The organism is Streptomyces sp. NPDC085596 (assembly GCF_044541565.1).
Lineage (GTDB): Bacteria > Actinomycetota > Actinomycetes > Streptomycetales > Streptomycetaceae > Streptomyces.
The window spans coordinates 460,171-482,070 of the sequence record NZ_JBITTC010000004.1; the positions used below are offsets into that span (position 1 = coordinate 460,171).

Annotated in this window: 24 protein-coding genes and 1 pseudogene; 14 read left to right on the forward strand and 11 right to left on the reverse strand. The window is 71.9% G+C overall.

All coding sequences use genetic code 11. The features are described 5' to 3' along the window. Positions 1 to 49: 49 nt before the first annotated feature. The gene (locus ACIGA3_RS15160) at positions 50 to 913 is read left to right on the forward strand and encodes an NAD(P)H-binding protein (protein WP_399715423.1); all 864 of its coding nucleotides are present in this window, start codon (positions 50 to 52) and stop codon (positions 911 to 913) included. Here ACIGA3_RS15160 and ACIGA3_RS15165 read toward each other — a convergent pair. Beyond that, entirely contained in the window at positions 887 to 2,575 is a 1,689-nt protein-coding gene (locus ACIGA3_RS15165; RefSeq protein WP_399714951.1) for a purine-cytosine permease family protein, read from the reverse strand. The two genes, ACIGA3_RS15160 and ACIGA3_RS15165, sit on opposite strands and share 27 nt — an antisense overlap. Before the next feature lie 268 nt (positions 2,576 to 2,843). On the opposite strand from ACIGA3_RS15165, the gene ACIGA3_RS15170 reads away from it, so the two are divergent. Then, positions 2,844 to 3,044: a hypothetical protein gene (locus ACIGA3_RS15170; protein WP_399714953.1), complete on the forward strand. Its 201-nt coding sequence runs from the start codon at positions 2,844 to 2,846 to the stop codon at positions 3,042 to 3,044. Between the two features lie 20 nt (positions 3,045 to 3,064). Here the strand turns inward: ACIGA3_RS15170 and ACIGA3_RS15175 are convergent, their stop codons facing one another. Beyond that, positions 3,065 to 3,466, reverse strand: a complete 402-nt coding sequence (locus ACIGA3_RS15175; protein ID WP_399714956.1) for a PPOX class F420-dependent oxidoreductase — start codon at positions 3,464 to 3,466, stop codon at positions 3,065 to 3,067. A 122-nt stretch (positions 3,467 to 3,588) separates the two neighbouring features. Here ACIGA3_RS15175 and ACIGA3_RS15180 point away from each other — a divergent pair, with 122 nt between their 5' ends. From ACIGA3_RS15180 to ACIGA3_RS15195, 4 genes are all read left to right on the forward strand, one after another. Next, the gene (locus ACIGA3_RS15180; RefSeq protein ID WP_399714958.1) at positions 3,589 to 3,816 is read left to right on the forward strand and encodes a DUF5133 domain-containing protein; all 228 of its coding nucleotides are present in this window, start codon (positions 3,589 to 3,591) and stop codon (positions 3,814 to 3,816) included. Between the two features lie 223 nt (positions 3,817 to 4,039). Beyond that, the gene (locus ACIGA3_RS15185; RefSeq protein ID WP_399715425.1) at positions 4,040 to 5,668 is read left to right on the forward strand and encodes a SpoIIE family protein phosphatase; all 1,629 of its coding nucleotides are present in this window, start codon (positions 4,040 to 4,042) and stop codon (positions 5,666 to 5,668) included. After that, entirely contained in the window at positions 5,668 to 6,768 is a 1,101-nt protein-coding gene (locus ACIGA3_RS15190) for a B12-binding domain-containing protein (RefSeq protein WP_399714961.1), read from the forward strand. The genes ACIGA3_RS15185 and ACIGA3_RS15190 overlap by 1 nt, the downstream gene beginning before the upstream one ends. Further along, complete coding sequence (locus ACIGA3_RS15195; protein ID WP_399714963.1) at positions 6,765 to 7,184, forward strand: STAS domain-containing protein; 420 nt, start codon at positions 6,765 to 6,767, stop codon at positions 7,182 to 7,184. Before ACIGA3_RS15190 ends, ACIGA3_RS15195 begins: the two co-directional genes overlap by 4 nt. Before the next feature lie 3 nt (positions 7,185 to 7,187). Here the strand turns inward: ACIGA3_RS15195 and ACIGA3_RS15200 are convergent, their stop codons facing one another. Both ACIGA3_RS15200 and ACIGA3_RS15205 read right to left on the reverse strand, forming a co-directional pair. Beyond that, on the reverse strand, positions 7,188 to 7,589 hold the full coding sequence (locus tag ACIGA3_RS15200) for an ATP-binding protein (RefSeq protein ID WP_399714966.1): 402 nt from the start codon (positions 7,587 to 7,589) through the stop codon (positions 7,188 to 7,190). A gap of 80 nt (positions 7,590 to 7,669) precedes the next feature. Continuing rightward, entirely contained in the window at positions 7,670 to 8,056 is a 387-nt protein-coding gene (locus ACIGA3_RS15205; protein WP_399714969.1) for an STAS domain-containing protein, read from the reverse strand. Between the two features lie 213 nt (positions 8,057 to 8,269). Here ACIGA3_RS15205 and ACIGA3_RS15210 point away from each other — a divergent pair, with 213 nt between their 5' ends. From ACIGA3_RS15210 to ACIGA3_RS15220, 3 genes are read left to right on the forward strand one after another with little or no spacing between them, the layout of a single operon-like run. Further along, positions 8,270 to 8,692 carry a septal ring lytic transglycosylase RlpA family protein gene (locus ACIGA3_RS15210; protein WP_217464128.1) on the forward strand — a complete coding sequence of 141 codons (423 nt, stop codon included), beginning with the start codon at positions 8,270 to 8,272 and terminating at the stop codon, positions 8,690 to 8,692. 11 nt (positions 8,693 to 8,703) lie between these two features. Beyond that, the gene (locus ACIGA3_RS15215; protein WP_399714972.1) at positions 8,704 to 9,327 is read left to right on the forward strand and encodes a cell wall protein; all 624 of its coding nucleotides are present in this window, start codon (positions 8,704 to 8,706) and stop codon (positions 9,325 to 9,327) included. 23 nt (positions 9,328 to 9,350) lie between these two features. Further along, positions 9,351 to 10,253, forward strand: coding sequence for a MauE/DoxX family redox-associated membrane protein (locus ACIGA3_RS15220; protein ID WP_399714974.1), 903 nt, complete (start codon positions 9,351 to 9,353; stop codon positions 10,251 to 10,253). A 72-nt stretch (positions 10,254 to 10,325) separates the two neighbouring features. Here the strand turns inward: ACIGA3_RS15220 and ACIGA3_RS15225 are convergent, their stop codons facing one another. Further along, positions 10,326 to 11,474, reverse strand: a complete 1,149-nt coding sequence (locus tag ACIGA3_RS15225; protein WP_399714977.1) for a PP2C family protein-serine/threonine phosphatase — start codon at positions 11,472 to 11,474, stop codon at positions 10,326 to 10,328. Between the two features lie 161 nt (positions 11,475 to 11,635). Between ACIGA3_RS15225 and ACIGA3_RS15230 the strand changes: the two genes are divergently transcribed. Together ACIGA3_RS15230 and ACIGA3_RS15235 are read left to right on the forward strand one after the other, a co-directional pair. Beyond that, positions 11,636 to 12,121, forward strand: coding sequence for a MarR family winged helix-turn-helix transcriptional regulator (locus ACIGA3_RS15230; protein WP_399714980.1), 486 nt, complete (start codon positions 11,636 to 11,638; stop codon positions 12,119 to 12,121). A gap of 248 nt (positions 12,122 to 12,369) precedes the next feature. Next, positions 12,370 to 13,875, forward strand: coding sequence for a cryptochrome/photolyase family protein (locus ACIGA3_RS15235; protein ID WP_399714983.1), 1,506 nt, complete (start codon positions 12,370 to 12,372; stop codon positions 13,873 to 13,875). 72 nt (positions 13,876 to 13,947) lie between these two features. Here ACIGA3_RS15235 and ACIGA3_RS15240 read toward each other — a convergent pair whose 3' ends face one another. After that, positions 13,948 to 14,520 carry a Dps family protein gene (locus tag ACIGA3_RS15240; protein WP_399714985.1) on the reverse strand — a complete coding sequence of 191 codons (573 nt, stop codon included), beginning with the start codon at positions 14,518 to 14,520 and terminating at the stop codon, positions 13,948 to 13,950. A 185-nt stretch (positions 14,521 to 14,705) separates the two neighbouring features. Between ACIGA3_RS15240 and ACIGA3_RS15245 the strand changes: the two genes are divergently transcribed. Together ACIGA3_RS15245 and ACIGA3_RS15250 are read left to right on the forward strand one after the other, a co-directional pair. Beyond that, positions 14,706 to 15,449, forward strand: a complete 744-nt coding sequence (locus ACIGA3_RS15245) for an alpha/beta fold hydrolase (protein WP_399714988.1) — start codon at positions 14,706 to 14,708, stop codon at positions 15,447 to 15,449. A 268-nt stretch (positions 15,450 to 15,717) separates the two neighbouring features. After that, positions 15,718 to 16,002, forward strand: a pseudogene (locus ACIGA3_RS15250) (disulfide bond formation protein DsbA); the annotation flags it as partial. 68 nt (positions 16,003 to 16,070) lie between these two features. Here the strand turns inward: ACIGA3_RS15250 and ACIGA3_RS15255 are convergent. Beyond that, positions 16,071 to 16,985: a LysR family transcriptional regulator gene (locus ACIGA3_RS15255; protein ID WP_399714990.1), complete on the reverse strand. Its 915-nt coding sequence runs from the start codon at positions 16,983 to 16,985 to the stop codon at positions 16,071 to 16,073. Between the two features lie 102 nt (positions 16,986 to 17,087). Here ACIGA3_RS15255 and ACIGA3_RS15260 point away from each other — a divergent pair, with 102 nt between their 5' ends. After that, on the forward strand, positions 17,088 to 17,453 hold the full coding sequence (locus ACIGA3_RS15260) for a YybH family protein (RefSeq protein WP_399714993.1): 366 nt from the start codon (positions 17,088 to 17,090) through the stop codon (positions 17,451 to 17,453). 31 nt (positions 17,454 to 17,484) lie between these two features. Here ACIGA3_RS15260 and ACIGA3_RS15265 read toward each other — a convergent pair whose 3' ends face one another. From ACIGA3_RS15265 to ACIGA3_RS15280, 4 genes are all read right to left on the reverse strand, one after another. After that, complete coding sequence (locus ACIGA3_RS15265; protein WP_399714995.1) at positions 17,485 to 18,219, reverse strand: isocitrate lyase/phosphoenolpyruvate mutase family protein; 735 nt, start codon at positions 18,217 to 18,219, stop codon at positions 17,485 to 17,487. Between the two features lie 154 nt (positions 18,220 to 18,373). Continuing rightward, on the reverse strand, positions 18,374 to 19,621 hold the full coding sequence (locus tag ACIGA3_RS15270; RefSeq protein ID WP_399714997.1) for an MFS transporter: 1,248 nt from the start codon (positions 19,619 to 19,621) through the stop codon (positions 18,374 to 18,376). Between the two features lie 150 nt (positions 19,622 to 19,771). Next, positions 19,772 to 21,340 (reverse strand): MFS transporter, encoded by a 1,569-nt coding sequence (locus ACIGA3_RS15275; RefSeq protein WP_399715428.1) that lies wholly within the window; start codon positions 21,338 to 21,340, stop codon positions 19,772 to 19,774. Between the two features lie 38 nt (positions 21,341 to 21,378). Beyond that, positions 21,379 to 21,684 carry a BBE domain-containing protein gene (locus ACIGA3_RS15280; protein WP_399715431.1) on the reverse strand — a complete coding sequence of 102 codons (306 nt, stop codon included), beginning with the start codon at positions 21,682 to 21,684 and terminating at the stop codon, positions 21,379 to 21,381. Positions 21,685 to 21,900: the final 216 nt, after the last annotated feature.

Sequence of the window (21,900 nt, forward strand, 5' to 3'; positions counted from 1 at the left end):
AGTGATTCCAACGGAATCAAAGATGACGAACCAAAGATCGGGGCACCTCGTGATCATCGTGACCGGAGCCACCGGGCAGCTCGGCCGCCAGGCCGTCGAGCGACTGCTGAACCGCGTATCCGCCGAGCGCATCGGCGTCAGCGTCCGCGACCCGGGGAAGGCCGAGGGCCTCGCGGCCCGGGGCGTCCGCGTACGGGCGGGCAGCTTCACCGACCCCGACAGCCTGGCCCACGCCTTCGAGGGCGCGACCCAGGTGCTCGTCGTCTCCGTCGACAAGTTCGGCGAGGAAGCCGTCCAGCGGCACCGGACCGCGATCGAAGCGGCCGTGAAGGCGGGAGCCCGGCGCGTGGTGTACACCAGCCACATGGGCGCGAGCCACACCTCTCACTTCCAGGCGTGCCGCGACCACGCCGCCACCGAGGACATCCTGCGGACCTGCGGCGTGCCGTACACCTCGCTGCGCAACGGCTTCTACGCCTCCAGCGCCGTCCAGTTCCTCGGCCCCGCCCTCGACTCCGGCCGGATCGCGCTCCCAGAGGACGGCCCCGTCAACTGGACCGCCCACGCCGACCTCGCCGAGGCCGCCGCCGCGATCCTGGCCGACGAGGGCGGCCACGACGGCCCCACCCCGCCACTCACGGCGCCCGAGGCCCTCACCTTCACGGATCTGGCACCCCTCGCCGCCGGTATCACCGGCCGCCCCTTCGCCCGCACCACCGTGCCCGACGACGCGTTCTGCCGGCATCTCACGGAGGCCGGTGTCCCGGCCGACCGGGTGGAGGGTCTGATGGGTATCTTCACCGCGGCCCGCACCGGCGAGTTCTCCGCGCAGGACCCGACCCTCTCGACCCTGATCGGCCGGGCGCCCGTCCGGATGGAGGCGGTGCTACGCGATCAGCTCGGCTCCGGCTGACCCGGCGGGCAGCACATGGTCGCCCACCCGGTCCGTGCTCAGGCACAGGGAGCACACCACCGCGTCGTGCGTGGTGCACGCCGTGACATCGGGCCGCTCGTACGGCTGGTGGCAGACATGGCAGTCGTACGGTGTGGCGCTCGGGTTGCCGTCGGCGTCCAGGAGGGGCTCGGGGATGCCGTCGTCCGCGCGCCGCAGGTAGTACGCGCCCTTGGTGGCCACGGCCATCAGCGGGGTGAGGACGAAGGCGATGACCGCGGCGGCGACGGGGGAGTACGGCTGAAGGGTGTCGCCGAAGGCGTGGAAGTACATGGCGATGGACAGTCCGGAGGCCGCGACGAAGGACACCACGCCCACGGGATTGACGGGGTGGAGCATGCCGCGGCGGAACTCCGGTACGAGCGGGGAGAGTTTGAGCAGGTACTTGTTGACGCCGATGTCCGTGGCGACGGTGACCACCCAGGCGATCGCGCAGTTGGAGTAGAAGCCCAGGATGCCGCCCAGGAAGCTGAACATGTCGGCCTCCATCAGGGCGAGCGCGAAGCCCAGATTGACCAGCACGAACACCATGCGGCCGGGATAGCGCCCGGTGAGCCGGGTGAAGGAGTTGGTCCAGGCGAGCGAGCCGGAGTAGGCGTTCGTCACGTTGATCTTGATCTGGCTGATCACGACCAGCACCACGGCCAGCGGCACCACCAGCCAGGACGGCATCATCGCGTCGAAGGCGCCCTTGAACTGCTGGATGGGCTCGGGCGCGACGGACGGGCCCACCGAGGCCAGGATGTAGACGGCGAGGAACACACCGATCGCCTGCTTCAGCGCGCCGAGCACCACCCAGCCGGGCCCGGCCATGACCACGGCGGTCCACCAACGGCGCTTGTTCGCCTCGGTCCTGGGCGGCATGAAGCGCAAGTAGTCGATCTGTTCGCCGATCTGCGCGATGAGGGAGAGACAGACGCCCGCGCCGAGGAGTACGGAGGCGGTGTTCACGCCGCCGTCGCCGTCGGTGCCCGCGTAGGAGAGGAAGCGGTCGAGCGTGCCCGGGTCGGTGACGACCAGGTACACCAGCGGACCCACCATCAGCACCAGCCACACCGGCGTCGTCCACACCTGGAGCTTGCTGAGTGCCTTCATGCCGTAGATCACCAGCGGGATCACCATCAGCGTGGACACCAAGTAGCCCAGCCACAGCGGGAGTCCGAGGCCGAGGCGCAGGCCCTGGGCCATGATCGAGCCCTCCAGCGCGAAGAAGATGAAGGTGAAGCTGGCGAAGATGACGCTGGTGAGGACCGAGCCGTAATAGCCGAAGCCCGAACCGCGTGTGATCAGGTCCAGGTCGATGTTGTAGCGGGCGCCGTAGTAGGCGAGCGGGAAGCCGGTGACGAAGATGACGACGGCGGCCACGGCGATCGCCACCAGCGCGTTGCCGGTGCCGTGTGCCAGGCCGATGCCGGCGCCGATCGAGAAGTCGGCCATGTAGGCGATGCCGCCGAGCGCCGTGGTGGCCACGACCATCGGGGTCCAGCGGCGGTAAGCGCGGGGCGCGTAGCGGAGGGTGTAGTCCTCCAGCGTCTCCCTGGTCGCCTGGCTCGTGGCGGGTTTCGCCGGGCTGCCTGCCTCTGCCTCTGCTGCTGCCGTCGGTCGTGACTCCGTCGCGCTCATGTCACGCCTCCCTCGGTGCGGGTGCCGGGTCCAAGCCCTCGTACCAGGGCTGGCGGGACAGGCTACGAAGCGCTTGTTTCCCCGAGGTCCCGCCTCCCGTGAACGGCCCGTTACGCGGGGCCGGGGGCGAGCGGATCGCCCGGCACGAGCACCCGGGTACGCGAGAGCGCGCCACCGGAAAGGCACCGCACCTTCACAGTGGGCGCCCGCTGGGGGGCCGCGCGGCGGGCATCCGTACAGAGCTGTCTGCCGGGGAGGAGCCCCCACCGTGGCCATCGTCGCGTTTCTACTGCTGCCGGTCGTGACCATGCTGCTGTACGGAATGGACCGTACCGAGGACTGGCTGACGCGGGCTCCCAGGCCGCCCCGCCACGCACGAGGGCGCCATCTGCGCCTGATCCACGGCGGCAGGAGGCAGGCGGCCCCGGCGGCCCAGGGCACACCCGAGACCGAGACCGAGGCCGCCTGAGCGCGTGGCGCGTACGAGCCTCAGCCGCGCGGGCCGCTGATCCGGTCCGGCTCGATGACATAGATCACGCGGACCTGGTCGCGGCCGCCGAACCAGGGGTAGGGACCGCCCAGGTACTTCCGCGCGAGCGTCTCGATGTGATCGACCGCACCCTCGGTGGTCACCCGCACCACCCGGCCGCGGATCTGCGTGTAGGAGGACGGGTCGGCGGGGTCGGAGACCGCGACGGCCACCCGCGGATCACGCGCGATGTTCCGCGTCTTCTGATGGGACTCCACGCTGTTGATCAGTACATGCTCGCCGTCGGTGTCGACCCATGTCTGGGTGAGCTGGGGCGAGCCGTCGGGCATCGTGGTGGCGATGTAGCAGGTGCTGGCGCGGCGCAACAGCGCCACCAGGTCCTCGCCGAGGGGAACGGGCACGGGGAGATCTCCGGTAGATCAGGGGGCGACGGGGTGAAGAAAACGCAGGTATGACGGAACGCACTCAGGGTAATCGGATCGATGCACCACCCATGTGACCGTGGATCAGAGGGAGACTCCAGATGCTGATGGCCCACCCCGCCGTCCTGCAGAACCTGATCGAGCAGTACGACGCGCTGCGCATCCTGCATGCGCAGGAGGGCGGCGCCGAGGTCCGGCGGCGTATGGACGACATCGCCTACACCCTCTGCGTGGCCACCGGTACCCGCGACATGGACGCGGCGCTCATCGCGGCCCGGCACCGCCTGCCCGGCGCGCGCCCCGAGGACGACTCCCTGCTGCCCGCCTGAACTGCCCCCGCACGCAAGGCTGTCCACCGGTCACCGGGGCGATTTGCGCTGAGTGTGGTGAATATGTGTGGAAATCTGTCGGGCGTTGCACGTGGCCGGTGGATGCGAGACCGTTGTCATCGGTAAACGTTCTCGATCGACAGAGAGGTGGTGGAGCGCACGCTTCGCGCTCCCGACTGTGATTTCTTCTCCGGGTACACCCGATAGTCCGCACGCCGGTGGTATCGGCGTCGACACGGCGTGGAACAGCGCGCCCTGTCCCGTGCTGGTGGTCGACGCCGACGGGACACTGGTCGAGACCAACGAGGCGGCATGCCGCCTGATACCGCTCAGTGCCGGTGACTCCATCACGGCGGCGGCCATGCCGCCCTGGCTGGCCGACGCCGACCGCGCCCTGCGCGCCACCGGAACGCCGGCGGACACCGTCTCGGGCGAAGTGGCCGGCCGCGGCTTCGAGGCGTATCCCTCGCCGTGCGACGACGGCACCGTGGTGTGGTGGCTGCTGGAGGACACCGACCGCCGCCTCGCCGAACAGGCCCTGCGCGGCGAACGTGAGCGCGCGGCACTGCTCGCCGAGGTCTCCAGCGCCCTGCTGTCGTCGCTGAACGTCGACCGGTGCCTGACGGTCACCGCGCGGATGGCCGCCGGTCACCTCGCGGACGCGGCGATCATCGTCGCCCCCGCCCAGGGCCGCCGCCACCCGCTGACGTACGCGCAGGCGGGCGGCGAGGTCACCCAGTCCATGCTCCAGATCGAGCCGCGCTCGGTCGCCGGGCTCGCGGAGGCCCTCCAGGGCTTCCCGCCGGTCCCCGCGCGCTGGATCGACCCGGACGAGCTGCCCGACTGGGCGGTGCCCGAAAGCTTCGACGGCCCGATCGGCTCGGTGATAGTCACCCCGCTGCCCGGACACGGCGTACCCGCCGGAGTGCTGATCCTGCTGCGCTCCAGCACGCACCAGGCGTTCACGGACGGCGAGGAGGTCTTCGCCCGGCTGTTCGCCGCCCGCGCCGGGGTGGCGCTCTCGGCCGCACGGCTGTACGCGGAACAGCGCTCGATCACCACCACCCTGATGCGCGAGCTGCTGCCCCCGCGCTTGGAGCGCGTGCACGGCGTGGAGTACGCCGGCGTCTACCGGGCGGCGGCCGACCACGAGCGCGTGGGCGGCGACTTCTACGACGTCCATCCCGGTGCGGACGCCGCCAAGGAGACCTTCGTCGTCCTCGGTGACGTGGCGGGCAAGGGCCTGGAGGCCGCCGTACTGACCGGCAAGATCCGCAGCGTCCTGCACGCCCTGCTGCCGCTGTCCGGCGACCACCAGCAGGTGCTGTCCCTGCTCAACGGCGCGCTGCTCAACTCCCACCAGACCCGGTTCGCCACACTGGTGCTGGCCTCCGTCACCCGCCGCTCCGGCCGGGTGCGGCTCCGGCTGACCAGCGCCGGACATCTGCCGCCGCTGATCATCAGAAGCGACGGCCGGGTGGAGGAGGCCGCCACCCAGGGGCAGTTGGTCGGTGCGATGCCCGAGGTCACCGCACGCAGCGCCCATGTGTCGCTGGCGCCGGGGGAGACCTGCCTGCTCTACACGGACGGGATCACCGAAGCCTCCGGCGGCCCGCTGGGTGACCAGTTCTTCGGCGAGGACCGACTGCGGGCCGCCCTCGGCCCGTGTGCCCGGATGCCCGCCGAGGCGGTGGTGGAACGGGTGCAGATGCTGGCCGCGCAGTGGCTGGGCGGTGGCCGGCACGACGACATGGCCAGCCTCGCCATCACCAACCCGGCCGGCGGCCACGGCGCCCTGCACGCCGTGAACAGCCGTCACGAGGAGCTGGCCGGGCACGGGGCGGGCCGCTGATGACGACCGGTACCGGCGTGGCGGTGGAGCCGCGTGCGGAACTGTCGGAGCGGCTGTGGACCGCCGTGATCGGCCAGGACGAATCGGCCGCCGTACGCGAGGTGTTCGCGGCGGCCGACGCGGGGGCGAGCAGCGAGGTCCTCCTGCTGGACGTGCTCGGCGGTGTGCAGCGCCGCGTCGGTACGGAATGGGCCGCCGGCCGGATCGGCGTCGCCGAGGAACACGCGGCCACCGCGATCGTCGACCGGGTCGTCGCCGCCCTCGCCCACCGGGTCCCGGCACCCGCCCGCGCGCCGGGCAGACCCCGGGTCACGGTGGCCTGCGTGGACGGCGAATGGCATGTGCTGCCCGCCCGGCTGCTCGCCGAGGTCCTCACCGGCCGCGGCTGGCAGGTGGACTTCCTCGGCGCCCACACCACCACCCTCCACCTGATCGCGCACCTGCACGCCACCAACCCCGTCGCCACGCTGCTGTCGGCCTCGCTGCCCCCGCATCTGCCCGGCGCGCACACCGCGGTGACGGCCGTGCAGTCCCTCGGCATCCCCGTCATGGTCGGCGGCGCGGCCTTCGGTACGGACGGCCGCTATGCCCGGCTGATCGGGGCCGACGCCTGGGCCCCCGACGCCCGCGCCGCCGCCGGACTCCTGGCCGACGGCCTGGTACGCCCCGAGCGGGCCCCCCGGCAGCAGGTCGACGACCTGCCCCACCTCGCGGACCAGGAGTACACCCTCGTCAAGGGCAACCGCTCCGCCCTGGTCCGGCAGTCCCTCGCCGCGCTGGACGAACGCTGGCCCGGCATGCGCGCGTACACCGAGGCGCAGCGCGACCGCACCGCCGAGGACCTCGCGCACATCGTGGACTTCCTGGCCACCGCCCTCTACGTCGACGACACCGCGCTGTTCACGGACTTCGTCGTCTGGAGCGCGGAGATCCTCCAGGCCCGCCGTGTGCCCGCGCACAGCCTGCGGATGGGACTGGACATCCTCGCGGGGGAGCTGCGTGACTTCCCCCGCGCCCTCGGCTTCCTCAAGTCGGCGGCCGAAGCCCTCCCCGCGACGCCCACCACCCGACCCGGCCCCGGCCCAGGAAAGACCGCATGACCCTCCACCAGCCCGTCGGCTTCTCCGTCACGGCCGAGGCCGCCGACCCGCACACCGTGCGGCTGACGCTCCAGGGAGTCCTGGACTTCGAGTCCGGCGACGAGTTCCTCCGTCTCGCCGGCGAGGCACTGGACGCGCACGCCCAGGAACACGGGCCGGCCCTGCGGCAACTGCACCTGAACTGCGCGGGTTTGCGCCTGCTGGACTCCAGCGGGCTGTCCGCCCTGCTCACGCTGCGGCGCCGTACCCACCCCGCGGGCATCACCCTGCGGCTGAGGCACCGGCCGACGCAGCTGATCCGGATGCTCGCGCTCACCGGCACCGCCGAGTACCTCACCGCCCCCGCGGACGGCTCCGCCGAACCCGTCGCGCCCGGCGGGGAGCGGGCCGACGAGGCCGAGTCCAGCTCGTCCTGAGCCTCAGTTCTCCGGCGCGGTCCGGTCCGTCGGGTGGCCCGAGGGCAGTTTCCACCACGCGGTGATCGTCTTGCCTCGTGGGGTGGGGGCGACGGCGGTGTGGTCGCTCAGCTTCTCGACCAGACCGAGACCCAGGCCGCCCCGGCCGTCCAGGGGCGGATTCAGGCGCGGGGAGGGCAGCGCTGGGCTGTCGTCGGTGATCTCCAGGATCAGCTGCCCCTCCTCGAGTCTGAGCACGAGCGACCAGGTGCCGTCGGGGGTGTGCCGGACGGCGTTGGTGACCAGCTCGCTCACGACGATCTGCACCGCCTCCGTGTCCGCGCCGGGACAGTGCGCATCCAGGTACGCCACCGCCAGCCGTCGGGCGTCGGCCGGCGACGATGCCTGGGAGTGTGCGGTGAACATGAGTCCCTTCCGGGCGGGCGTGCTTTCCCTGCGCGTGCCCCCGCCCGGACGGTGCACGCCGTCGGCCGGCACGGTACCGCTCACGGCCGCGCCTGACGCGGCCGCACGGACAGGGCGGCCCGGGCCGACTCCAGATCCGGATGCGGGGGCAGCAGACGATCGACCCCGGTGAGGTCGAGCAGCCGCCGTACGGTGCCGTCGCCGCCGAAGATGCCCACGCTGCGGCGCCGCGCCGTACGCAGCAGATGGTTGAGCAAGGACGAGTCGCAGAAGCCGACTTCGCGCAGGTCGAACACGAGCGGCCCCGAGCAGCGGCGCAGGGCCTCCTCGGTGGCGTCCTCCACCGTGCCCAGCTCCTCGGGGTCGAGGTGTCCCCGCAGTCCGATGACCCACAGCTCTCCGTCGGCCCGTGAGTACGTCACCGCCGGGGGGATCGCTTCCTCGAAGGTCTGACCACGGTTCACCATGAGGTCATCGTGCCGTACCCGGTCCGCTCGGTCACAGTCCAGGGGGCGGACGCGGGCTCAGGCGCCCGGGAAGATCACGCTCGGGCGCCGTGCACGTGCTCTATGCAACCCGCGTAGACGCGCGCATCATGGGAGCGCTCCGTCCGCTCCATCTCATCCCGCTCCACCCCATCTCAGGTTTGTCATGTACCTGCAATCAGGGAGGACCGCACGATGGCTTGTGGATCGACCAGCCTCTGGGCCGGTGAGACCAGTTGGTTCTGCTGCGGCAACTCATGGGGGCCCTGCGGCAGCGCCGGTGGCGGCGCCTGCGGCAACTGCCAGTCCAGCGCGCATCACGGCGCCTGGCCCAACGCCTCGGCAGCGTGTTTCAACATCACCCGGCCCGACCTCTGCGGCGAGAACATCCCCCGGCGCGGCTGCGGTTCGGTGATGAACGTCCGCCACCAGTGCTCCGGCGCCACGGTGTGCATCACCATCACCGACTGCGGCCCCCGGACCAAGGACTGGTGCGGCGAGGCCACCTGCTGCAACGGCGCCTGCCGCACCAACCGCGTGCTCGACCTGACCCCGGCCGCCTTCTCGGCGATCGGCAACCTCAGCTCCGGCAAGCTCCCCGTCTACATCTACGAGTGAGGAGGCCCGACATGAACGCAACGAACAACCCGGGTGTGCCGTCCGAGGGGCTGCGCCGGCGCCGCTTCCTCACCACCGCCGCCCTGGGCGGCGCGACCATCGTCGGTGCCAGTGCGCTCGGCGGACTCGACGCCGACGCGGCCTTCGCCGCCGAGCCGTCCCTCGACCCCGCCATCGCCAAGTCCTCCTTCGTGGAAGGGAGAATCGTCGGCATCACCGGCAGCGTGCTGGAGGTCGCGGGCTCCACCGGCGGCCACTCGCGGGTGCGGATGACCAACGTCACCAGCGTGTGGAAGGTACGGCCCACCACCGCCGAGGTCATCGAGGTCGGCGACGGGCTCTACGCGCGCGGAGTCCCCATGCCCGACGGCACGGTGGCCGCCGACGCGGTCTGGGTGAACATCGTCAACCTCGACACCCAGATCCGGGGCATCGCCAGGAACCGCGTCCACCTGGCCCACGGACAGCACGAGGTGGTCGGCAACATCCTCACCGACACCGGCGCGTCCTACGCCGGACGCGGACTGACCTCGGACCTGTCCCGGCTGCGCATCGGGCAGAGCGCGCAAGTCCTCGGCGCCTGGCGGCCGTCCGACGACTCCGTGGACGTCGTCCGTATCTCCGTCGGGCACTGAACCGGACGTCGGGAGAGGCACAGATGCTGTCACTGACCACGGGACTCCTCCCGCTCCTCCTCGCCGGGCTGCTCGGCTGGACCGGCGCGGTGAAGGCCCTCGGCGGGAACGTCGTCCGTACGGCGCCGAAGACCGCGCTGGCCCGCATGCTGAGCAGCAGCGAGCGGGCCGTCCTGGTGCTCCGAGCCACGGGGTGGGCCGAACTGCTCCTGTCCGTAGCCCTGTTGACGGCTCCTGGGAGCGCGCTGCCAGGAGGGGCCACCGCGGCCCTCGGGGCGGGGTTCCTCGGCTATCTCGGCTACGGCCGGGCGCGGGCCCCGGAATCGTCCTGCGGCTGCTCCGCGAGCGAGGACACGCCGGTCACCTGGCGCGCCTTCGCCCGCGCCGCGCTCGTCCTGGCCGGCGGAGTCACGGCGGCGGGGGCGCGGCGCACCTGGTGGGGTGCGCTCGCGGACCGGCCGGTCGCCTCGGCCGTCCTGCTGGCCGTGGGCGCCCTGGTGCTGTTCGCCCTCTCGGCGGACCTGGACCGGTGGTGGCTGCTGCCCCTGCGCCGCACCCGGCTGCGCGTGTTCGGCCACCCGCTGACCGGCGGGGGCGGCGCACCACGGGTCCCGGTGGCCGCCAGCGTCGAACTGCTGGAGAACTCCCTGGCCTGGCACACCACTTCACCCGTGGTCCGGTCGGCGCTGCTGGACCACTGGGAGAGCGACGGCTGGCGCATCCTGCACTACTCCGGCGTCCACGGCGAGGGTGACGCGGCCCGCCCGGTGGCGGTCCTGTTCGCCCTGGACGCCACCGCCGGCCGTGACACGCCCGGCGATCCGGTGATCCGCGTCAGCTATGTCGACGCGGACACGGGGGCGCCGGTGGCCGCCGGGGAGCTGCACGCGGCCCCGGCGCGCCGCTCGCTGCGGCTCGTCGACTGAAAGCACCGGCCCGGTGCGGCCGCCGTGTGGGTTCGGCGGTCACACCGGGCCGGTGCGCGATGAGCGAGGCCGTCAGCGGCCGTGCCAGTCCAGGCACACCACCAGCGCGTCGTCGTCCGGCGCCGGGGTGCCGCGGTGGCCGACCAGCTCGCGCAGCACCGCTCCGGGCACCTCCGAGGCCGGGAGCAGCCGGGTGGACTGGATGGCCCGCGTCAGCGCGGCGTCCCCGTACGCCTCACCCTTGGGCGACGCGACCGCGTACACGCCGTCGCTGACGAACACCAGCCGGTCGCCCGGCTCGACCTGGAACTGCTGCGTGACGTAGTCGGTCTCCTCGAACATGCCGAGCGGCAGCTGTGCGTCGAAGCCGATGCGCTCCACCGCCCCGTCGCGCAGTCGCAGCATCTGCGGGCAGCCCGCGTCCACCACCCTGGTGTGCCCGGTGGCGAGGTCGAAGTCGAGCATCAGCACCGACAGATAGCGGTGCCCCTGGTACTGGGCGTACACCGCGTGGTCGGCCAGGGCCGCCTGGTCGGCGAGCGGGATGCCGGCCCGGCGGGCGTTGCGCAGGGCGTTGACCGCGAGGTTCGTGAGCAGCGCGGCCTCTATGCCCTCGCCCATGCCGTTGGAGACGTACAGGGTGAGCTGGTCATCGGTGGACGACCAGTCGTAGTTGTCGCCGTGTATGGCGTACGCGGGCTCCAGCTGGGCGCCGAGGTCGAACTCGGGCAGCGAGCAGGAGCGGCCGGGCAGCAGCTGCCACTGCATCTCGGCGGCCAGGGTGAGCCGGTCCTGTCGCCGGGCCTGGAGGTACAGGTCGGTCTCGCGGTCGGCGACCAGTACCTCGTGTCCCAGCACCTGGGCGATCGCGGCCAGCTCGGGCAGCGCCGCGCGGGTCTCCTCGGTGTCGGGCAGGGTCACCGTGAGCACCCCCAGACGGTCCCCGTGCACGGTGACGGGCAACTGCACCCGCACCCTGTCGTCCACGACGCTCTCCAGGAAGGGTTCCTGCGCGCCGAAGGCACGGCCCGCGGCGCTGTTGCGCAGGGAGACCGGGGGCAGCGCGTGGGCCGGTGTGGTGACCGGCTGGAGCACGGTGAGGCTGTAATCGGCCAGGAGGAACTCCACGGACTCGGCCGCGTAGTGCCCGGCCAGCTCCCGGCGGACGACGTCGGCCAGGGCGTAGGGAGCCGCCGTGCGCAGCGCCCTTTCGACAGCCATGAATCTGTTCACGATCGTAGGTATGCCAATCTCTCACCCGTAAGAACGCCACGCCCGCCCCGCGATGGGCCGAGTGGTGGACGTCGCGTGCCGTCTTCTTGGATATTCCGGACCGTCTAGCCTGCTAGTAGGCTGTGGGTCGTCCCCGTACCTGCGAGAGTGTGACTGTGACGAACTTCCACCCCCGCCCAGAACCCGTCGAGGTCGCGCGTGTGACCTCGACGGCCGCGGAACTGCTGGAAGTCCTGTGGGGTCGGGCCTCCACAGCACCCGCCTCCGCGTCCCAGTTGCGCGTGCTGCTCATTCTGGAGCACCAGGAGGGCATCAACCTGCGCACCCTCGCGGACCATCTCGCCTCCACCCCGCCCTCGACCAGCCGCCTGTGCGACCGGCTCCAGGCCGCGGGATTCGTCGAGCGCGAGCTGAGCCGCACGGACCGGCGCGAGGTGCGCCTGTACCTCAGCAACCGGGGCCGGGCCTTCCTGACGGACCTGCGCGCCCGGCGCGAGGAGACGTTGCGTTCGGTGCTGGAGCAGATGTCGTCCGGGGACCGCAGCGCCCTGCTCACCGGGCTCGAGGCGTTCTGCGCGGTGGCGTCGGAACAGATACACGGGTACGACGAGTCCTCCGGCACCCGGACCGCCTGAGCGAGCCGGTCCGCAGCCGCCAGGGCTGCCGTGAATCGTGGCCGGTGACCGGCGAACGGAGCGGCCTCCGCCGACCGGAACATCCCAGATCCTTCCCCTCCGGCGATGACACCGATACTTTCTTGCTTCATGGTCATAGTTGTCAAACGGCAAGTGTTTCACCGGACGGTCATGAGATCGACGCCACAGGGATACACCTCCACCCCCGCGGTCCGCCGCGTGTAGCAACCCCATGAGGAGCGGCCGCGATGACCGACCGGCACTGGCTGTTCGGCGACCAGCTCGGCCCCCACTTCCGCACCCCCGGCCCGGACGGCCCCGCCCAGGACGCCCCCGTGGTGCTGATCGAAGCGCGCTCGGTGTTCCGCCGCCGCCGCTTCCACCGGGCCAAGGCCCACCTGATGCTCTCCGCGATGCGCCACCGGGCCGCCGAACTCGGCGCCCGCGCCCGCTACGTCCGCGCCGAGACCTACCGCGCCGGCCTGCGCGAGGCGGCCGGCGACGCCCCGGTCACCGTCCACCACCCGACCTCGCGGGCCGCCCTCGGCCTGGTCCGTTCCCTGGACCAGGTGCGCGTGCTGCCCGCCAGGGGCTTCCTGTTCCCGCACGACGCCTTCCGCGCCTGGGCCGACGGGCGCGACGGCCGGCGGCTGCGCCAGGAGGACTTCTACCACTGGGTACGCCGTGAGCTGGACCTCCTCATGGACGGCGGCGAACCCGCCGGCGGCCGCTGGAACCACGACCACGACAACCGCGAACCCCCGCCCAGAGGCGCCCGCACCCTCGACGCGCCCAGGCCCTACCGGCCCCGCGAGGACGACATCGACGACGAGGTCCGCGCCGACCTGGACCGCTGGGAGCGCGACGACGGCATCCGCTTCGTCGGCCGCGACGGCCCGCGCCGCTTCCCCGCCACCCGCCGCGAGGCGCTGGCCGCGCTGCGCCGCTTCACCGGGCACCGGCTCGCCGGGTTCGGCCCGCACGAGGACGCCATGCTCGCCGCCGACCCGGTGATGAGCCACAGCCTCCTCTCCTCCTCCCTCAACCTCGGCCTGCTCGACCCGGCCGAGGTGGTCACCGCGGCCGAGGACGCCTGGCGCGCCGGTGACGTGCCCGTGTCCAGTGCCGAGGGGTTCGTGCGGCAGGTCGCGGGCTGGCGCGAGTACGTGTGGCAGCTCTACTGGTACTTCGGGGAGGACTACCGGAACCGCAACGCCCTGCGAGCCCACACCCCGTTGCCCGACTGGTTCCTCGAACTCGACGCCGACGCCGTCACCGCCCGCTGCCTGTCCACCGCGCTCGCCCAGGTGCGCGACACCGGCTGGACCCACCACATCCCGCGCCTGATGCTGCTCGGCAGCCACGCCCTCCAGCGGGGCTGGGAGCCGCGCGCGGTCACCGACTGGTTCCACCGCTGCTTCGTCGACGGCTACGACTGGGTGATGCTGCCCAACGTCGTCGGCATGTCCCAGTACGCCGACGGCGGCCGGATGACCACCAAGCCGTACACCTCCGGTGGTGCCTACATCCACCGCATGAGCGACTTCTGTGGTGGCTGCGCCTACCAGCCCGGTGACCGCACCGGTGAGCGCGCCTGTCCGTTCACCACCGGCTACTGGTCCTTCACGCACCGCCACCGCGACCTGCTCGCCGCGAACAACCGCACCTCCCGCGCCGTACAGGGCCTGGACCGACTCGGCGACCTGGAGGAGGTCCTGCGCACCGAACGGGACCGGGGCGACGCGCCACCCTGACGGCGACCCCCGTACAACGCCGCGCGCCGCCGCCCACGGGGGGCAGCGGCGCGCCGGCGGTGGTACGGGGGTTCAGCTGACCTTGGCGCCCTTGGCGGCCGCCTCCTTCTCGGAGTGGGCGCCGCCGGTGGCGAGCGTGCCCCGCGCGCTCTCCAGGTGCGCCCGCACGAACCACTGGAACTGCTCCAGGTCGCGCAGCTGCCCGATCAGCAGGTCCTCGGTCGCGGGGTCGATCTCGCCCGCCTCCTTGACCGCGGCCCGCACGCCTTCGTTCACACCGGTGTAGACCATGTCGAGCGCGCCCAGGTGCGCGATGGCGTCGCCCCGGCCGATGGAATAGTCGTCCCAGGTCCGCTCGGACACCAGGGAGCCCGGCGTGCCCTGGGCGACACCGCCGAGGGCGGCGATCCGCTCGGCCACGTCATCGGCCATGTCACGGACCCGGTCGACCTGCGGGTCGATCATCTCGTGCACGGCGATGAAGTGCGGTCCGACGACGTTCCAGTGCACGTGCTTCAGCGTGAGGTGGAGGTCGTTGAGCGCGTGCAGACGGAGGCGGAGCAGACCGATGAGCTTGCCGGCCGCCTCACGTTCGAGGCCCGGAACGGTGTACTTCGGGGTCAGATCCTTGGTCCGGCTGGTCATGATTCACCTCTGTCATGGCGGTGATAAGTCCTTGCCTGAGCACGTGTGCCCCGGTCCGACCCTCTCAGACGTGCCCGTCCCCCGCCCGCCGTGCTGCTCCGACCAAGCCGGGCGCCGAGCGGCTACGGATTCCCCGTGACGACCATGACGATCCCGTACGACGGCCCGGAGGGAAGGCGCCCCACGTGAGAGTCCACAGCGACGGTCCGGACGAGACAGCGCACCACCAGGGCGGCGAGGGAACACAGGGCCCCGAGGACGCCCTGGTCGTGCGGTACACCCCGGAGTCTCCGCAGGCCGCCGTCCTCACCCTGCACGGCGGCCGGGCCCAGGACGTCTCCGTCAGCCGGCCCTGGCATCTCGCCGCGCTGCGCATGCGCCCCGTCCTGCGTGCCGTCGCCACCGGGCTGCCGCCGGACGGCATCCTCCTCGGCGAGGTGCGCTACCGGCAGCGCGGCTGGAACGACGGAGCCGCCGCCGACGACGTACTGCGCGCCCTGACCGAACTGCGCGACCGGTTCGGGCCGTTGCCCGTCGTCCTGGTCGGCCACTCCATGGGCGGGCGCGCCGCCCTCCACGCGGCCGCCCACCCCGCCGTGCGCGGCGTCCTGGCCCTCGCGCCCTGGCTGCCCGCCACCGAACCCGCCGTCCACCTGCGCGGACAGCGGCTCGTGGTGCTGCACGGCGACGCCGACCGGATCACCGGCGCGGACGACTCCGTGAACTTCGTGCTGCGGGCCCGCACGGCCGGTGCCCACGCCGGAATGGTCATGATCACCGGCGCCGAGCACGCCATGCTGCGCCGCCTGCCCACCTGGCACCGGCTCGCCACCGAGATCGTGGCCGACCTGCTGAGCGACCACCCCGCGAAGGACGGCACGGTCGCCGAGGCCACCGCGCCCGGCGCCCCGGCCTTTCTGCGCCGCTGACCGATTCCGCGCGGGACCGTGAACAGGCGGGAGGGGCAGCTGCTGGGCCTGCTGGAGATCGTCCCGGAAGAGACCGGTCCGCCCGTGGGCGTCACCGGTAACGTCCTCAATCGGTAACTGCGCGAGCAGGACGCGGAGCTGACCGCCTACGTTCGTGACCGCGACGCCGCGCTCATCGCCGTCCACGAGGAGCCCACCGCATGACCGCAGACACGCCCGCCACCGCGCCGGCCTCCGGCGCCGGTACGGACACCGCCAAGGTCGACTTCTAATTCGACCCGGCCTGCCCGAATCGCTGTTGGCCGCCGCCGACAGCGACACCTATGACGAGGAACTGCGCAAGAGCCACCACGAGGGCATGGACCCGGTCGGCGAGGACGTGGGCACGCCCACCATCCACATCGACGGCGTCGCCTTCTCCGGCCCGGTGCTGGGCTCCATCCCGCGCGGCGAGGAAGCCGCCCGGATCTTCGACGGAGCCCGCGCCCTGGCCAACTACCCGGACTTCTTCGAGCTGAAGAGGACCCGGACGGGCAGTCTCCGCTTCGACTGAGACGCGCTCCGACGCACGCGGCGGGCCCGTCGGCCTTCGGCGGACCCGCCGCGTCATCTCCGGGGAGGCTATGTGCCGCTCATCGAGGCCACGGCCTGGTTGACGGCCGGTTCGCCGAAGGACTGGCGGCAGTGCAGCAGCAGTTCGCGCAGGGCCGGGCTCTTGGTGGGCGCGGAGATCAGCGCGAGCACCGCGGGGATGCCGGCGTCGGTGATGGCGATGGTCTTGAGCCCCTCCTGATGCGCGGTCATGGACTCGGAGAGCACCGCGACCCCGAGGCCCCGCTCGGCCAGGTTCATCACCGCGCCGGGCGCGCTGGCCTGCAGGGCGATGGTGGGGGTCAGGCCGAGCGCGGCGGACGCCTCGTCCAGCGTGGCCCGGATACCGGTTCCCTCGGGCAGGCAGACCACGGGGTAGGCGCTGAGTTCGGCGAGGGTGACCCCGTCCTTCTCGGCCAGCGGGTGTGCGTGCGGCACGGCGGCGACGATCGGCTCGCTGATCACCTGCCAGCCGTCCAGGTCCTCCGGCGCGCGCCGGGCGGCGCCGATCAGCGCCAGGTCGACGCTGCCCTCGCGGACGTACTCGACCAGCTTGGCGGAATCGTCCTCGAGCAGACTGATCTCGACGCCGGGGTGCGCGAGATGGAAGCCGGACAGGGCGTCGAAGAGGGGCTGGACGGTGCAGGCGGTGACCATGCCGACGACCAGCTTGCCCCGGACCAGGCCGTTCATCTCGTCCACGGCCTGCCGCAGCGAGTCCATCGAGGACAGCACGGACTTGGCGTGGGCCAGCACCACTTCACCCACGGCCGTGAGCTGGGCACTGCGGCCGGAGCGGTCGATCAGGGTCGCCCCGAGGTCGTTCTCCAGCTGGCGGATCTGCGCGCTGATGCCGGGTTGGCTGATATGCACCAACTCCGCCGCCCTGGTGAAATTGGCTTCCTGTGCCACGGCGATGAAGTACCTCAGCTGCCTGATCTCCATAACTTCAAGTTATCACGCCGATCCGGACGATTGATTGGACTTATTCTCGGCCGATAACGGAAAATTGCCATGTCGATAGCCGGACCGCAGGAAAGGATGATCGTGTCCGAGAACGAGAAGGCCCTGAAGCCGGAAGACCTCACCCGTCTCTTCGTGGAGCGCGCCAACGCGGGTGACGCCGCCGGCCTCGCCGCGCTGTACGACGAGGAGGCCGTGATGGCCTACCCGCCGGGCAGTACCACCGTGGGCCGGGAGGCGATCCGCCGGCTGTGGGAGAAGGTCCTCTCCAACGCGCCGCACTTCGAGCCCGAAGCGCCCCTGCCCACGCTGGTGTTCGGTGACATCGCGCTCACCTCCACGCCGCCCAAGGACGGCTCGGGCGCCCGCGCGCAGGTCGTCAAGCGCCAGGCGGACGGCAGTTGGCTGCGCATCATCGACCAGCCGGAGTTCCGCCCGCCTACCAGCTGACGGTCCGGCCCGGCATCGACAGGGCGGAGGTTCAGGCGGGCAGGGTGCGGGCGATCTCCGTCAGGGACGCCTTGGCGCGTTCGTGCAGTCCGCCGCCGAAGGTGACGCGGGCGGCACCCAGCAGGCCCAGCTCCGCCGGGGACGGTCCGTCCGGGCGGTACAGGGCGTTCAGCGGGGCCGGGACGGCCTTGGACAGCTGGGGCAGCAACTCGGCCGGGGCCAGAATCGGATAGACCACCTCCGCCCCCGCCCCGGTGTAGAGGCGGCCCCGGACGATCGCCTCCTCCGCGTCCCTCGCGCCGTGCAGGAACGTGTCCACGCGGGCGTTGAGCACCAGCCGGCCTCCCGCAGCCGCGACGAACTCGGCCAGCCGGTCGGCGTGTTCGTGGGCTTCCCTGAGCTTGCCCGAGACGTGGTCGGTGTCCTCCAGGTTGCAGCCGACCGCCCCCACGGCGAGCAGCCGCTCCACGATCCCGGCGGGCGGCAGCCCGTACCCGTCCTCGATGTCGACGGTCACCGGGACATCGACCGCGCTGATGATCCGGGCGAGCGCGTCGAACATCTCGTCGGCCGGGGTGGCGCCGCCGTCGGGGTGGCCGAGCACGGCGGCGACCGCGGCACTGGAGGTGGCCAGCACCCGGTGTCCGGCGTCCGCGAACACGCGGGCGCTCACCGCGTCCCAGACGTTGGGGATCACCAACGGGTCGCCGGGGTCGGGCCGCTGGTGCAGCGCGCGGAAGTCCTCGGTCCGGGTACGGCGGGGCACAGGTCGCCTCCTGAGGTCGGATGGCACGGACGAGCCGCCGCCGGCGTAGGCAACAGGTACGGGTACCGGGCCGGATCGAGCAGTTCCGCCGGCTCGGGACTGTCCAGCACACCAGCCGACTCCGGCATGGAGGGTGTCTCGAACCCCCTGAGGTTCAGTCCCGTGCAGGCGTCGACTCCCGCGCCTCGGCCGGGCGTTGAGCCTCCGCCCAGCGTACGGCGGGTTCCATGGCGACGCCCGCTCCCAGGAACAGCGCACCCACGACCAGCCAGCCGCCGGTGCCCCAGGACAGGATGAGCGTGGTCAGCAGCAGCGGGCCGATGAGCCGCGCGACGGCGGTCCCGGCGCCGTAGAAGCCCTGGTACTGGCCCTGCTTGTCGGCCGGGGCGAGGGCGAAGCCGATCTCCCAGGACCCGGAGCCGAGCAGCATCTCCCCGAAGACCTGCACACACGCGGCGACCAGCAGCACCAGCACGGGCAGCCAGACCGAGGTGCCCACAGCCGAGACGGCGAAGCACACACAGGCCACCAACAGCACGAGCCCCGCCTGCCGTACGGCACGCGCGGCGGAGCGCAGCCCGGTCACCCGCGCGGCCATCCGCACCTGGAACAGGACCACGCTGAGCGTGTTGAGCACCAGCAGCGCCGACACCGTCCAGCCCGGCGCCCCGGTCCGCTGCACGATCCACAGCGGCAGAACCACGCTGAGCAGCGGCATGTACAGCAGCATGACCATGTTCAGCAGCGCGACCAGGGCGTACGGACGGTCCCGGAGCACGGTGAGGGTGCGTCCGGCGGGCCGGTCGGCCTCGGGGAGCTGTCGGGCAGGCGCGGGCAGCCGGCCCAGTACCCAGGCGGCCAGGACGAAGGTGACCGCGTCGATGGCCAGCGCCGTGAGGTACGACCCCTCGCTGTCGAGCTGGAGGGCGATGCCGCCGAGCGCAGCACCGAGGACGAGGCCCGCGTTGACCGTCGACTGGAGGTACGCCCGTGTCCCGGTACGCCGGGCGGGCTCCACCAGCCCGGCCAGCAGGGCCTGCCGGGCCGCCGCCAGCCCGCACTGGCAGCAGGTGTACAGGCACACCGCGGCCAGGAAGGCCGGGTAGGTCCGCACGAAGAGCAGGGAGGCGATGGCGGCGCCGGTCGCCAGCGACATCAGGACGGCGATCCCGCGCGGCCCGCGCCGGTCGGCGAGATGGCCGAGGGGCACACCGACGACGGCACCGAGCGCCCAGCCGACGGTGAGCGCGGCGCCGATCTGCGTCGGGGACAGTCCGATGACCCGGCTGAAGTACAGCACCGAACACACGTAATAGGCGCCGTCACCCACGGAGTTGGTGAGCTGCGCCAGGGCCAGGGTCCTTGGCGGGCCCGGCGGGGGGATGATCCGGCTGACGCGCATTCGGTTCCTTCCGTACGGGTCCGTGGTGGGAGGAGTCTTCAGGGCAGTGGTGGGGCGCGCCACCGGAAAACGGCTCGACCCAGGGCAGGTGCCGGCGCAGGGCAGCGGCCGCCTCCCTGCCGGCGGGAGGCGGCGTGGGCGTCGTACGGCTCAGCTCTCGGCGGCCACCGGCGACTGGCCGGGAGCGTCCTTCGCCTCGGGCATCGGCTGCTGGGCCGCCTGGAAGTCGGCGGGCCGGATCAGCACCAGCGCCAGCACACCGCCGAGCAGTGCCAGGCCCGCCGACACGGCGAGCAGGGTGTTGAGGCCGTCCACGAACCCGGTCGTGGCGATCTGCTGCACCTTCTCCCCGTACTGCCCGGGCACCAGCCCCACCGCCCGACGGGTCTCGCCGCCCCGCGTCAGCGCGGCCAACTGGTCGCTGCGCCCCGCCAGTTCCGGCACCCCGCGCAGCCCGTCCCGGAACCGCTCGCTGATGACCCCGGCGAAGGTCGAGCCGAGCACCGCGACACCCGCGCTCACACCGAGCTGACGGAACGTGCCGTTCACGCCCGAGGCCATGCCGGCGCGGGAGAAGTCCACGACGCCCACGGCCGTGGAGGCCAGCGGGGGATTCACCAGACCGGCGCCGATTCCGCCCAGCACCAGGCCGGGGATGAAGTGTTCCCAGCCGCTGGACTCGGTGACCCCGCCCATCAGCAGCAGGGCGACACCGACCAGCAGCAGCCCGACCCCGATCAGATAGCGGGGCTGGACCTTGGCGCTGAGCCGGCCGGCGACCAGGGAGGCGGCCAGCATCGACAGGGACGCGGTGAGCAGCCGCAGACCGGTCTCCAGCGAGGAGTAGTCCAGTGCCTCCTGGAAGTAGATGGCCAGGAACAGGAACATGGCGAACAGCGAGCCGTTCATGGCGAAGGCGGCGATGGAGCCGCCGACGAACGTGGGGATGCGGAACAGCCGCAGATCGAACATGGGCTGCTCGGACTTCGCCTCCACCAGCAGGAAGGCGAGCAGCAGCACCGCGCCCACCACCAGACCGGTCACCGCGCGGCCGTCGCTCCACTCGGTCTCACCTGCGCGGATCAGGCCGTAGACCAGGGTGGCGAGGCCGCCGGTGAGCAGGACGAAGCCGGGCCAGTCCAGCTTGCGGGCGAACGGAGACTTCGACTCGTCCACACGCAACGCGATGATCAGGGCCACGATGACACCGATCGGCACGTTGACCAGGAAGATGCCGCGCCAGCTGATGCCGCTGGAGATCAGACCGCCGGCCACCGGGCCGACGGCGGAGGCCAGGCCCGTGACCATGCCCCACACGCCGAACGCCATGCCGCGTTCCTTGCCCTGGAAGCTGCCCGCGAGCAGCGCCAGACCGGTGGCGAACATGACCGAACCGCCGACGCCCTGGAGCACCCGGGACAGGATCAGCATCAGCGGGGACTGCGCCATACCGCACAGCAGCGAGGCGAACGTGAACAGGGCCACGCCGATCGCGTAGAGGCGCTTGCGCCCGAACCGGTCGGCCAGCGTGCCGCTCGTCAGCAGGAAGGAGGCCAGCGCCAGCGCGTATCCGTCGATCACCCACTGGAGGTCGGCGAAGCTCGCCTCGAGGTCCCGCTGCACATCGGGCATGACGACGTACACGATGGTGGTGTCCAGCAGGAGCATGAACGTCCCGCCGCACACCCCCAACAGGGTCCACCATTTCTTTTCCATCATCTTTCCTTCTGCTGTCCGGAGCGGTCGGCCACGGCCCGTCAGCGGGGGCCGGGGGAGAGGATGGGCCTGATGTTGTGGTTCAGCCGGAAGAGGTTTCCGGGGTCGTACGCGGCCTTGATCCGGCGAAGGCGCGCGTAGTCGTCGGGTGCGTACGCCAGTCGCACCTGGTCCGGTGTCGCGTCGGCGCCGTACAGGAAGTTCAGGTTGCGGCCCGTGGTGAGCGGGGCCAGTGCGCCGGTCAGCCGGGTGTGCGCGGCGCGGACGGTGTCGGCGTTCGCGTCGGTGACCCGGTCGAGCACCGTGAGCAGATAGCGGGCCGAGCGGTTGCCGACGGAGTTCGGCACGCGCGGCGGCCGGGACTGTCTCCGTCCAGCGCAGGTAGGCGTTCAGGACGCGCTCCGCCGTGGTGCCGTCGAAGTACAGTCCGCCGCCGTACAGCCCGGTCACCGGGACCAGGTCCACCTCCAGGCCGGTGACCAGGCCGAAGTTGTCCCGGCCGCCGCGCAGCGCCCAGAAGAGGTCGGGGTCGCTGTCGGCGGTGACCTCGCGGGGCCGGCCGT

What these genes read in the sequence shown, in the direction of transcription:
- ACIGA3_RS15275 (WP_399715428.1), bottom strand. Translation starts at nt 21,340, where the DNA reads ATGATGGAAAAGAAATGGTGGACCCTGTTGGGGGTGTGCGGCGGGACG.
- ACIGA3_RS15225 (WP_399714977.1), bottom strand. Translation starts at nt 11,474, where the DNA reads ATGGCTGTCGAAAGGGCGCTGCGCACGGCGGCTCCCTACGCCCTGGCC.
- ACIGA3_RS15190 (WP_399714961.1), top strand. Translation starts at nt 5,668, where the DNA reads ATGACGACCGGTACCGGCGTGGCGGTGGAGCCGCGTGCGGAACTGTCG.
- ACIGA3_RS15240 (WP_399714985.1), bottom strand. Translation starts at nt 14,520, where the DNA reads ATGACCAGCCGGACCAAGGATCTGACCCCGAAGTACACCGTTCCGGGC.
- ACIGA3_RS15255 (WP_399714990.1), bottom strand. Translation starts at nt 16,985, where the DNA reads ATGGAGATCAGGCAGCTGAGGTACTTCATCGCCGTGGCACAGGAAGCC.
- ACIGA3_RS15215 (WP_399714972.1), top strand. Translation starts at nt 8,704, where the DNA reads ATGAACGCAACGAACAACCCGGGTGTGCCGTCCGAGGGGCTGCGCCGG.
- ACIGA3_RS15270 (WP_399714997.1), bottom strand. Translation starts at nt 19,621, where the DNA reads ATGCGCGTCAGCCGGATCATCCCCCCGCCGGGCCCGCCAAGGACCCTG.
- ACIGA3_RS15200 (WP_399714966.1), bottom strand. Translation starts at nt 7,589, where the DNA reads ATGTTCACCGCACACTCCCAGGCATCGTCGCCGGCCGACGCCCGACGG.
- ACIGA3_RS15165 (WP_399714951.1), bottom strand. Translation starts at nt 2,575, where the DNA reads ATGAGCGCGACGGAGTCACGACCGACGGCAGCAGCAGAGGCAGAGGCA.
- ACIGA3_RS15180 (WP_399714958.1), top strand. Translation starts at nt 3,589, where the DNA reads ATGCTGATGGCCCACCCCGCCGTCCTGCAGAACCTGATCGAGCAGTAC.
- ACIGA3_RS15205 (WP_399714969.1), bottom strand. Translation starts at nt 8,056, where the DNA reads ATGGTGAACCGTGGTCAGACCTTCGAGGAAGCGATCCCCCCGGCGGTG.
- ACIGA3_RS15210 (WP_217464128.1), top strand. Translation starts at nt 8,270, where the DNA reads ATGGCTTGTGGATCGACCAGCCTCTGGGCCGGTGAGACCAGTTGGTTC.
- ACIGA3_RS15235 (WP_399714983.1), top strand. Translation starts at nt 12,370, where the DNA reads ATGACCGACCGGCACTGGCTGTTCGGCGACCAGCTCGGCCCCCACTTC.
- ACIGA3_RS15220 (WP_399714974.1), top strand. Translation starts at nt 9,351, where the DNA reads ATGCTGTCACTGACCACGGGACTCCTCCCGCTCCTCCTCGCCGGGCTG.
- ACIGA3_RS15195 (WP_399714963.1), top strand. Translation starts at nt 6,765, where the DNA reads ATGACCCTCCACCAGCCCGTCGGCTTCTCCGTCACGGCCGAGGCCGCC.